7 protein-coding genes are annotated in these 11,422 nt (G+C 57.1%); 2 read left to right on the top strand and 5 right to left on the bottom strand.

Annotated features, from left to right (window positions below; translation table 11 throughout):
• Window positions 1-92 precede the first annotated feature (92 nt).
• Window positions 93-857 (top strand): DeoR/GlpR family DNA-binding transcription regulator, encoded by a 765-nt coding sequence (locus I1969_RS03335; RefSeq protein WP_271747987.1) that lies wholly within the window; start codon window positions 93-95, stop codon window positions 855-857.
• Here the strand turns inward: I1969_RS03335 and I1969_RS03340 are convergent, their stop codons facing one another.
• The 3 genes from I1969_RS03340 to I1969_RS03350 all read right to left on the bottom strand — a co-directional run bounded on the left by I1969_RS03340 (window position 858) and on the right by I1969_RS03350 (window position 6,123).
• Window positions 858-2,114 (bottom strand): ATP-binding protein, encoded by a 1,257-nt coding sequence (locus I1969_RS03340; RefSeq protein WP_195232837.1) that lies wholly within the window; start codon window positions 2,112-2,114, stop codon window positions 858-860. It abuts the gene before it with no gap.
• 733 nt (window positions 2,115-2,847) lie between these two features.
• A complete protein-coding gene (lacG, locus tag I1969_RS03345) occupies window positions 2,848-4,269 on the bottom strand; it encodes a 6-phospho-beta-galactosidase (RefSeq protein ID WP_229028223.1) in 1,422 nt (473 codons plus the stop codon).
• A 75-nt stretch (window positions 4,270-4,344) separates the two neighbouring features.
• Complete coding sequence (locus I1969_RS03350) at window positions 4,345-6,123, bottom strand: PTS lactose transporter subunit IIBC (RefSeq protein ID WP_195232839.1); 1,779 nt, start codon at window positions 6,121-6,123, stop codon at window positions 4,345-4,347.
• Between the two features lie 284 nt (window positions 6,124-6,407).
• Here I1969_RS03350 and I1969_RS03355 point away from each other — a divergent pair, with 284 nt between their 5' ends.
• Window positions 6,408-7,409, top strand: a complete 1,002-nt coding sequence (locus I1969_RS03355) for a LacI family DNA-binding transcriptional regulator (protein ID WP_195232841.1) — start codon at window positions 6,408-6,410, stop codon at window positions 7,407-7,409.
• 332 nt (window positions 7,410-7,741) lie between these two features.
• On the opposite strand, the gene I1969_RS03360 is transcribed toward I1969_RS03355, so the two are convergent.
• Both I1969_RS03360 and lacG (I1969_RS03365) read right to left on the bottom strand, forming a co-directional pair.
• Entirely contained in the window at window positions 7,742-9,502 is a 1,761-nt protein-coding gene (locus I1969_RS03360) for a PTS lactose transporter subunit IIBC (RefSeq protein WP_006234821.1), read from the bottom strand.
• Between the two features lie 176 nt (window positions 9,503-9,678).
• Window positions 9,679-11,121, bottom strand: a complete 1,443-nt coding sequence (gene lacG, locus I1969_RS03365; protein ID WP_022094683.1) for a 6-phospho-beta-galactosidase — start codon at window positions 11,119-11,121, stop codon at window positions 9,679-9,681.
• Window positions 11,122-11,422: the final 301 nt, after the last annotated feature.

The following is an 11,422-nucleotide window of genomic DNA, read 5'->3' on the forward strand; positions in this document are numbered from 1 at the left end:
TGTGCGGGCGTTCATTTTGACGCGCACGAGTCTGATACAATTTGTTCGTTACTGTTTGAATTGACGCAAGCATGGAACAGCGAGGACTCATCGTGATTAAAGCGGAGCGACAGGATAAGGTTCGTCAGTTGCTCGAGGAGCAGGGCACGGTCTCGGTCAAGGAGATTTCGGATGCGTTGGGTGTCTCGGACATGACGATTCGTCGCGACCTTGAGGAACTTGCGAACCTGGGCGAGATCGAGCGCGTGCACGGTGGAGCCCGTAGTGCGCAGGGTCGCCCCCACGCTATGCTGCGCCATGAGTATTCGCACAGCGAAAAGCGCACCAAGCATGCCGAGGAAAAGCTGCAGATCGCGCGCCGTGCTGTGGAGCTTATCGAGGAGGGCTCGACCATCTTTTTGGGTACGGGCACCACGGTTGAGCAGATGGCCTCGATGCTGCCGGCGTTTCGCCTGCGCATCGTGACTAATTCGCTTTCGGTGTTTAACCTGCTCGAGGCGCGCGAAGATTGCGACCTGTGCCTCGTGGGCGGTATGTACCGTCGCCGCACCGCCGCTTTTGTGGGGCCAACGGCTGAGGATACCCTGCGTGCGCTGGGCATCGATGCGGCGTTTATCGGCGCCAACGGCATCTTGGACGGTGACGTATCTACGTCCAACATGGACGAGGGCCGTATCCAGCAGCTCGCTTTTAGCAAAGCAGACTCGCGCTATCTGATCGCCGACTCCAGCAAGATCGGCAAGCGCGACTTCTACACCTTCTGCCGCCTGGACAGCCTGGACGCCGTAGTGTGCGAGCCGAGCATCTCCGCCGAGGACCGTGCCGCCATCGAGGAGCACGCGCAGGTCATCTGCTAGCTAGCGCAGCAGGCGATACTTCTGTCCCCTGCCGGTGCCTTCAACTGTCGCCAGGCCTGTCTCAACGAGTTTTTTGAGGATGCGATTGAGCTTCGAGCGGCTGAAGCTAACTTTGGCTGCAAGCTCACCTGTCGATTGAGGATGTGCGCTACTCAACAGTTCGAATACGATAAGTTCGTCGCCTTTGAGCCCCGGGTTATCCATGAGCAGGGGAAGTGTGACCACAATGGCGTTATCCGAAACTTGAAACCGGGGCTTTCTGACGCTGTCCTTATAGGTGTCGCGAATTCGCATGATGCCCGTTCCAAAGGCTTCGATAAGACCCAGGCGCAAAAAGACTTCGGCAAGAATACGATTGCGTCTAACGGATAGCATGTCGGACAGGTATTCATCGACAGTCATGCTTGCTGGCAAGCCGCCGGGCGAGGCGACTTCCACGCGGTCGTCGAACATCGAGATGCGAATGTGCGCGGGTACATCCCAAGTCCTGTGAACGATTGCATTGGTAATGGCCTCGCGGAATGCTTCGAGCGGAATGAGCTCCTTGCGGACCCGCTCCATTCCCTTGATCTCTTCGTAACAGTACTGAGTTTCAAATAGTTCAAGAGCGCCGTCAATCTCCGTTAAAACCGATGCATGTTCGAGAGTTTTGCGCTGCTTAATGAGATTGATGGTGTCGCCAAACACCGCCATGTCGATACCTGGGAAATCGTTCTCGTCCGCGAGCAGTTCTGCCGCGTTGTTGTAGGTTCCGGTCTCATCGAGCAGGCCGAGGGTTTTGAGAGTATCGGTTGTGAATGACTGAAGTGAGAGCTTTGCTTTTAGGCGATTCTCTAAAACGGTGAAAGATAGATCTTGCTTGCTTGCCGGGAGCTGTTCAAAGGAGAGGTTTTGACCCTCGAGTACAAGACGCGAAAGCCCTAGGGTGTCAACTGGTATGGTCGCGGTGTCATTGCGCTTGTATGCCTTCGAGCGGTATAGGTAAGGCTTCGATCTGCCGGGAAAGACCGTAAGCTCTACGGTTGCATCGGACTCGTTGATTTTTAGGGAGTAATCGGGCTGGGGGATGATCGAATCGTTAATCTTGTTTTCGATATCCAGACAGGTCTGCTTGAGGTCATCGAGGCCAACGGCTTCTCCGTCGTCGTTAATTCCAAATAGCACGCGTCCTCCCGTGCCATTTGCATAAGCGGAGACGGTTTTAAGGAACGAATTGGTGACGCATTCCTTGAATTCAAGATCTTTGGATTCTTGCATCGTGTTGCTCCGTTTCGCTTCAATTTGACGTGAGAAATGACACGTAAAATTTTACACGTCATTTTGCATGTCAAAAATATGACACGAAAAAATTTGCGTGTCATTTTGCGTGTCAAAGTGACGTGAAATGACACGCAAACGTGGACGCAGTGACGTTCTGCGGGCAAACGAAGTTTGCGGGCCTGTGATTTGGCTGAGCTGGCACACCGGATTCTCTCGCATAGCCGAACGGGCTTTCGGTGTCATATCAGCACCAAATGATACCGAAAGCCCGTTCGTGATACCGAAAACTTGAGGCTGTGCTCCATAGCTGATTGGATAGTTTGGATTCCACCATCCGATTGTCTCGATCTGTAACAGTTAGGGGAGAAAAGCTCATCTAGATGTTACAGATCGAGATTATCTGCCTGGCCGATTCCGTTTGTCTAAATCTGTAACGGATAGGGGTGAAATAGTCGTCTAGATGTTACAGATTGAGATTGAATGGATTGGCCTGCGCGTTCGTCTCGATCTGTAACAGGTAGGCGGCCAATACCGGATTTAGTGTTACAGATTTAGATCTTTCGGCCCGGGCGGGCCCGTTCATCTCAATCTGTAACAGTAAGGACCGAAAATCCCTGCTAGATGTTACAGATCGAGACAAACGGCCCGCTCGGGCTCGGCGAAAAACAAAAAGGCCGCATGCGAGCCCGTGGGGGATTCGCATGCGGCCGACAGGGGTATGTGGCTGAAACTAGGCCATGAGCAGGCCGGTCTCCGCGACGTTCTTGTACCAGTACGCGCTCGCCTTGGGATAGCGCTTCTGGGTCTCAAAGTTGATGTAGAACAGGCCATAGCGCTTGTTATAGCCGTTGGTCCAGGAGAACTGGTCCTGCAGCGACCACACAAAGTAGCCGTCGACGTTCACGCCGCCGTCAATCGCCTTGAGGATCCACGCGAGATGTTGACGCATGTAGTCGATGCGAGGGGCGTCGTCGATAAAGCCGTCCTCGAAGTCGTCCTTATAGCCCATGCCGTTCTCGGTGATGTAAATCTTCTTGTAGTTGGGGTAATCGTTCTTAATGCGGAGCAGCAGATCGTACAGGCCCTCGGGATAGATAATCCAGTCCCAATCGGTGGTGGGTACGCCTTCGCGCACGCATGACTCACCAACGCCCTTGAGGAACCAGCGCGAGGAACCCTTGTCGCCAGTGCCATTGTGGTTGATGTCGTTCTCGCCCTCGGCGGCACGCAGGAACTGGCACTTGTAGGTGTTGACACCCAGGCAATCGTTGTAGGGGAGCGCGGCGGTCAGCGCGGCGATGTCCTCGTCGCGGACGTCAAGCTCGCCGCCGGCGATATGCGCCAGCTTGGTCGCGGCTTCCATGGTATCGGCTGCGTAATGGCCGCGGAAGGTGGCGTCGAGAACCCAGCGGTTGTTGATGACGTCGGCCATGCGGGCGGCCTCACAGTCGGCAGCACTGTTGGGATCGAGGGGATACTTGGGCTCCAGGTTCTGAACAATGCCGATCTCACCCTCAAAGCCGCCCTCATGGAAGGCGACGACAGCCTTGGCGTGGGCCACCATCATGTTGTGCATGAGCTGGAAGGCCTTGTCCAGGCGATACTTCTCGCCGTGCGGCCAGTTGCCAACGATAAAGCTGCCCTCGGCGGTCGCGGGAATCTCGTTAAAGGTAAACCAGTGCTTGACCTCGGTGAACTCGGCAAAGCAGAACTTGGCGTACTCGACAAAGGCGTCGATCGTCGAGCGCGTCAGGAAGCCCTCGCCGCCGTTCTGGTAAAAGGCCTCGGGCGTATCAAAGTGATCGAGCGTGACATAGGGGATAACGCCAGCTTTGTTGCAGGTGGCGAAAAGCTCGTGATAGAAGGCAACACCCTCGGGGTTGATCTCGCCGGTGCCGTTGGGGAAGATACGGCTCCAGGCGATGGAGACACGGATGCCGTTGATGCCAAAGCGCTGGCACAGGTCGATATCGACCGGGTATTTGTTGTAGAAATCGCTTGCGGGGTCGGGGGAGAAGCGACCCTGAGCAGCTAGGAAATCGTCCCAGGGCACTTTGCCCTTGCCGTGCGTGCGGGTCTCGCCCTCAACCTGGTAAGCAGCGGTGGCGCCGCCAAACACAAAGCCGTTGGGGAACTGCATGGGATTGGTCATGAGTCATCCTTTCTGTGGGATTCGAATAGGGAGGGTGCCCGAACTGGGGATCCGGGCACCAACAGAGGGAGGAAACTAGTCGAGGTTCTCGCGGAGCCACTTGATGGCGCCAGCGGGGTCGCGAGTAAGGTCGATATATTCCTTACCGCGGGGAGCGAGCAGCTTAATGCCCAGACGATCGGTGTCGGCCTTCATGTCGTTGTAGTAGCTACGGACCTGCGGGGCAAGCACGATAACGTCGTACTGATCCATGATGGCAGTGTGCTGACCATAGGCGCCTGCGGAGGAAGCGATGTTCTCTCCGGTCTGTGCGGCACCTTCCTTGATGGCGTTGGCGAGCATGGCAGAGGTGCCGGCGCCGGCGCACAGGACGAGGACCTTCAGGCCGTCGACATCCTTCTTAGCGGATGCGTCGGCGGCGGGCTCGGGCTGATCGGCGACAGGCTTGCTGTCGGCGGCAGCGGCGGTCGGCTCGACGGCAGCGGCGGTCTGCTCGATGGCGGGTGCAGAGGTGCTGGCGGCGATGGTGGCAGCACCATCGGACTCGAGACCCAGCTCGGCGGCGCGTTCGGCCTCCTGGTCGCAGAGCAGCTTATCGTATGCCTTCAAGAACGGCAGGTAGATGATGGCGTCCAGCAATATGATGATTGCGACAAACACCAGGGCGATAAGCTGGAAGTTCGTGGTGATGAAGATGCCGATAGGGGCAGGGGTAGCCCAAGGCACCACGAAGGAGAAGCCGTTCATGCCCACGTTATCGATAAAGAACTTGGCAACGCTTACGTTGACGCAGCCGGCGGCAACAAAGGGGATGAGCATGTAGGGGTTAAGGATCATCGGCGCGCCAAAGAGCAGCGGCTCGTTGACAGCAAAGGCAACAGGAACAATTGAGGCCTTACCGACGGCTTTGAGCTGCTTGGACTTCATAAAGAGAATCAGCAGAAGCGGCACGATGAACGTGGCGCCGGTGCCGCCGAACTCACCCACGAGCGACATGTTGAAGGTGAGGGAATGGGCGGGGTGACCACCGGCCAGCAGAACCTGCAGGTTCTCGGCCTGGTTGGCAAGACGGATGGGGTCGATGCCCGGCTGGACGATCGAGGGGCCGTGGACGCCGATGAACCAGAAGAACGCGGTGGCTGCCTGGATAAGGATAAGGCCAGGATAGGTTTCTGCAGCGGTAAAGAGCGGGGAGAGCAGTTTGATAAGCAGCTCGGAGAACGGAACGCCCATGAGGTTGCGCACGACGACATCGATGATGCCGCAGATGATGACGGCGCCACCGAAGGGGATAATGTCGCGGAAGTTCTGAGCGATGGCGCCCGGGACTTCCTTGGGCAGCTTAATGGTCAGATCGCGCGAGACGCAGAACTTATAAACCCACACGGTAATGAACGCTGCGATATAGGCCGAGAACAGACCACGCGTGCCCATGCTGGTGCAATCGAAGACCGAAAGTTCGGAGCCGTTGAACTTGGTGGTGAACTGCGTGACTGCGAGCAGCAGCATGCTGCACTGGGCGGCCACCATGGTGGAACCGTCGTTGAGCACTTTGCCGGCGGGCATGCGACGGTTCATGGAAGCCGTAAAGTTCTTGGCGGTGGTGCCGGCAACCATGATGCCCATAACGCCCATGGTGAAGTTGTACAGCTTGTTGCACCAGTCGATGAGCGGCTGGGGCAACGTGATTCCAACTACGCCGGGAAGGGTGGCGATCAGCAGAAAGATCGAAGAGGTAAGGACGATGGGCATGCACCCAAGGAATCCGTCTTTGATGGCCTGGAGGTAGATGTTTCTCGAGATCTTCTCGAAGAACGGTTGATGCTTTTCGAGCATCTTTACGATGGCGTCCATAGAGCTCCTTTGCTACTTGATGCGCGATGCATGTGGATGGAACTGGTCGTCGATGGATGGTCAGGACTGCCCGGAAACCTTCCTGCTTAAGGAAGGCATTGCGAAATGACAACGTTGTCATTTCGTTAATGACAACGTAAGACATTTTTGGAAGAGCAACAAGGATATACGGGTGAGCGGTCGATATTGTCCGGTAAACGGTTGATTTGTCAGTCGGGCAGGTAGTGTATGCTAGAACGCAAAAAGCAAGCGATGCAAAACCGACTGGAGAAGTAGTGGCAACGATGGACAAGAAAAATGTCTCAATGAACGATGTGGCGATTGCTGCGGGTGTTTCTCTCAAGACGGTTTCGCGTGTGATCAACGAGCCCGATAGCGTGCGAGAGTCGACACGCGATAAGGTTCATTCCGCAATGGAAGCGCTCGGATTTCGAACCAACTTTGCCGCGCGTTCGCTCAAGTTGGGCCGTTACGGGTGCATCGGCGTGGTGCTGTTCCACTTGTCGGGCGGTGCCGTGGACATGATTGACGGTATCGCCGATGCCGCCGAAGAGCGCGGCTTTGCGCTCACGATGATTAAGAAGCGCGCGGGGGAGAAGATGACCCTTGCCGAAGCGGCGCGCAGGATGTCGCAGCTTCCCGTCGACGGCATGATTTTCAACCTGCGCCAGATGGTCGATGACTTTGATACCTTTGAGGCGCCGAAAGACCTCAAGACGGTGATTATTACGCCGATGGAGCATCCTACCTGCTCTACCGTCAGTGACGATCAAGAGGGTGGCGCGCGCATGGCGTGCGAGTACTTCTTAAATCGCGGGCACAAGAACGTGTACTTCGTCTCTGGTAAGAAAGAGTCGCTGTCGAGCCAGTGCCGTATGAAAGGTTGGCGTGCGGCACTCGAGGCGCGTGGCATTGAGCCGCCCGAGCCTCTGCAAGGCGATTGGAATGCGGATAGTGGCTATGCCGCGGGCCTTGTGCTTGCCGATAAGCCCGATTGCACGGCGGTCCTCGCTGCTAACGACTGCATGGCAAACGGCGTGATGATGGCCCTACGTGACAGAGGGCTCAGTGTGCCCGACGACGTGTCCGTGATCGGCTTCGATGATGAGCTCTACAAGACGATTCCCAACTCGATTCTGACGTCGGTGAAGTTTCGCCACCGCGAGCTGGGTGTCCGTGCGCTCAACGAGGTCGTCGCAGGTCTGGAAGCTCCGAGTTCCAGAAGCCGTACGCTCGTCTCGGGCGTGTTGGTCGAGCGTTCCAGCGTAAAGGACTTGCGGGCGTAGGGTTTTTCGGCCCGTTCGTCTCAATCTGTAACAGTTAGGACCGAAAAACTCAGCTAAATATTACAGATTGAGATATTTCTGCTCGGGCGTTCTGTTTGTCTCGATCTGTAACAGCTAGGATCCAAAAACTCAGCTAGTTGTTACAGATTGAGATTTTCGGCTTGGTCTGTGCGTTCATCTCGATCTGTAACAGCTAGGACCGAAAAACTCGGCTAGATGTTACAGATTGAGATGAACAGGAGGACGGGTGCGGTCTAAACAAAATGGCCCGCGCATCACGCATCGATGCACGGGCCATTTTTTGTCTGCGAGCGGCAGGTGGCGTCAGCGTCTTATGCCTTGAGGTTTTCCTCGATCCAGGCGACGGCACCCTTGGGATCCTTAGTGAGGTCGATGTACTGTTTGCCCTTGGGCGACAGCAGCGTGATGCCCAGGCGGTCGGTGTCGGCCTTCATCTCGTTGTAATAGGTGCGAACCTGCGGAGCCAGGACGATGACGTTGTACTGGTCCATGATGGCGTAGTGGCTGCCGTAGGCACCGGCGTTGGCGGTAATGTCGATGCCCAGCTCGTCGGCGCCTTCCTTAAGCGCGTTGGCGAGCAGTGCAGAGGTGCCGGCGCCAGCGCACAGAACCAGAACCCTCAGATCCTTGCCCTTAAGGGCGGACGGAGCTGCGGAGGCCTCGGTGGCAGAAGCGGTCTCGACAACAGGAGCCTCAACGGCGGGGGCGGCAGCGGTCTTGACGGCCTTGGTCTCCTCGGCCTCTTCTTCGGCCAGGGTCTCGGCCTCCTGCTTGCACAGGACGTTGTCGTAGGCCTTGCAGAACGGGTAGTAGATCAAGAAGTCAACGACCAGCAGGACGACAACCAGGACCAGAGAGATCGGCTGGAAGTTGGTGTCGATGAAGGTGCCGATCGGTCCGGGGAGTGCCCACGGCATGGCATAGATAAAGCCGTTCATGCCCAAAAAGTCGATGAAGAACTTACCAATGAGGACGTTGGCCACGGGGGCAAACAGGAACGGGATCAGGAAGTACGGGTTGAGGATGATGGGCGCGGCGAACAGCAGCGGCTCGTTGACGGCGAACATCACGGGTACGACAGAGGCTTTGCCGACGGCCTTGAGCTGCTTGGAGCGCATAAAGAGCAGGAAGATGATCGGGACAATGAACGTGGCGCCGGTGCCGCCGAGTTCGCCGATGTAGTTACCGAAGTTCTCGGTCAGGGCGAGGGCGGGGTGACCGCCGGCCTGCAGCGTGGCGAGGTTGGTGGTGATGTTGCCAAACAGCGCGGCGTTGAGGGCAGGCTTAACGACCGAGGGGCCGTGGATGCCCATGAACCAGAACAGCGGGATCATGAACCAGATGAGGGCGAGGCCGGCGTAGGAATCGGCAGCGGCGAACAGAGGGCTCACCAGCGTGGAGATGACGTTGGCAAACGGGACGGCCAAGCAGGTGCGGCAGATAACGTCGATGACGGCGACAAACAGGATGGAGAAGCTGAAGGCGAAGATGTCGCGGAAGTTCTGGGCGATGGCGCCGGGGACTTCTTTGGGCAGCTTGATGGTGATGTCTCGCTTAATGCAGAAGGCATAGATGTTGACCGTGGCAAATGCGGCGACAAAGGAGCTCAGCAGGCCCTTGGTGCCCATGTTGTCGGTAAAGAACACCGAGACATCGGCGCCGTCGATCTTGGCACTCGTCTGGGTAACGGCCAAGATGAGCATAGCGCACATGGCGGCGACCATGGTGCTCGTGGCGTTGATGGCCTTGCCGGCAGGCATGCGGCGGTTCTTGGAGCCGGTCAGCGCGCTTGCGGTGGTGCCGGCGACCATGATGCCCACGACGCCCATCGTGAAGTTGTAAACCTTGTTGCAGAAGTTCACGACGTCGACGTTCCACCAGTCGGGCAGCGTAAAGCCGCCGACCGTGGCGACAACGCCCGGCAGGGTCGAAATAAGCAGGAAGACAGAAGAAGACAGGATGATGGGCATTGCTGCCAAAAAGCCGTCTTTAATGGCCTGAAGGTAGATGTTCTTAGAGACCTTGTCGAAGTACGGCTGACCTTTCTCCAAGAACTTAACGATCGATTCCATAGTTCACGCTCCTCTTTGCATGAAATCTTAATGGCATGGACGTTGAAAACCTATATGGTCTCCCGCTTGCTAAAAGCCCGGGTGCAGGCGGGGTCGGTCCCAGGGGGAGAGAGGGGAGCGGCTGGGTTTGTATCGCATAGGGCCGCTCCCTTCTCGGGGGAAAGCGAGGCGATGCGCTACTGCGCGTCCGCCATAGTGTCGGCGAGCTCCTTGTACCAGAGTGCCGACTGCTTGATGTAGCGTTTTTGCGTGTCGAAGTCGATGTAGAACAGGCCGTAGCGCTTGTTATAGCCGTTGGCCCACGAGAACTGGTCCTGCAGGCTCCAGATAAAGTAGCCCTGGACGTCGACGCCCTCGGCGCGCGCCTGGAGCACCTTCTCCATGTGCTGGTCGACAAAGTCGATGCGCTCGGGATCGGCGACGATGCCGTTTGCGTCGGGCTCGGGGTCCTTGTGGCCCAGGCCGTTTTCGGTGATATAGATGACGGGGAGGTTGGGATAGGTGGCGCTGATGTGCTTGAGCGTGTCGTAGAGGCCTTGCGGGTAGATGAGCCAATCCCAGTCGGTGGTGGGGATACCCGGCATATCGACCTGCTGCCCGACGCCCTTAAACTTAAAGCACGAGGTGCCCTTGTCTCCGGTGCCGTTAAAGCTGTTGGTTGACTCGCCATCGTAGGCGGCGATAAACGCCGACTGATAGTAGTTGAGGCCGAACATATCGTTGCGGGGCGCCGCCTTGGCGAGCTCCTCCATGTCGCTGTCCTCAACCGTAAGTGTGGCGTTGTTGGCACGCAGAATCTCGTTGATGAGTGAGAGGGTGCGCGCGGAGTAGTGACCCAGGAAGGCGCCGTCCATGATAAAGTCGGTGTAGAAGGCGTTGTACAGGTCGGCGGCGTGCTGGTCGGCGGGCGAGTCGGTGGCAGGATATGCCGGCGTCAGGACGTTGACCATGCCAATGCGTCCGCCCAGGTGCTCGGTCTCGTCAAGATCCTTATACAGGTTGACGGCGCGGGCGTGGGCAACGAGCTCGTTGTGCTGGCTCTGGATGCCGCTCGTCACATCAAAGTGATGGTTGGGCGGGAAGTTGCCTTGGATGTATTGGGAGTGCGAGAGGCTGATGAGCTCGTTGATGGTGAACCAATTCTTGACCTCGCGGAACTCGCGGAAGCAGAACTCGGCATAGCGCACATAGGCGTCGACGGTCTTGCGGTTGAGCCAGTCGCCCTGGTTGAACAGGGCGGCGGGGGAGTCAAAGTGATGCAGGGACACATAGGGCTCGACGCCATACTTTTTGCAGCAGGCGAACAGCTCGTGGTAGTGCTTAACGCCCTCGGCGAGGGGTTCGGCATCGTCGCCGTTGGGGAAGATGCGGGTCCAGGCGATGGATACACGAATGGCGTTGAGTCCATGCTCGGCAGAAAGGCGGATATCCTCCTCGTAGCGGTTGTAGAAATCACTGGCCGGGTCGGGCAAAAAGCGACCCTGGGCGACAAGGTAATCGTCCCACATGGTCTTACCCTTGCCTGCCACCTTCGTGGAACCTTCCGTTTGGTACGCGGCGGTTGCGGCGCCCCAAACAAAGCCCTTCGGCAGCTGCTGTACGCGGTTTAGCAAAGACATATGCATACACCCTCTCGTCTCGCTGTTCGATATTGTGCGTTTGCGCTCAGGAGGCTCCCTGGTTAGCGTTCAGCGGTGAAAAAGCCCGATAAACACTATCTTAAAATGATTAGAACCAAAATAAGCACGTGAACATTTGACAATGAGCACGTTAGCATCCGGCTGGGATGTATAGAAACAAAACAACTTCAAACAGCCGCGAACGGTTGTATTTGTTCGGTAAGGGTTGATTTCCGATCTCAGCCGAACACATTGAGCAAATAGGCCATTCCCGCAGTTAGCTGAACGCCCCCGCGGCCCC

The organism is Collinsella aerofaciens (assembly GCF_015548375.1).
GTDB classification, from domain to species: Bacteria; Actinomycetota; Coriobacteriia; order Coriobacteriales; family Coriobacteriaceae; genus Collinsella; species Collinsella aerofaciens_AB.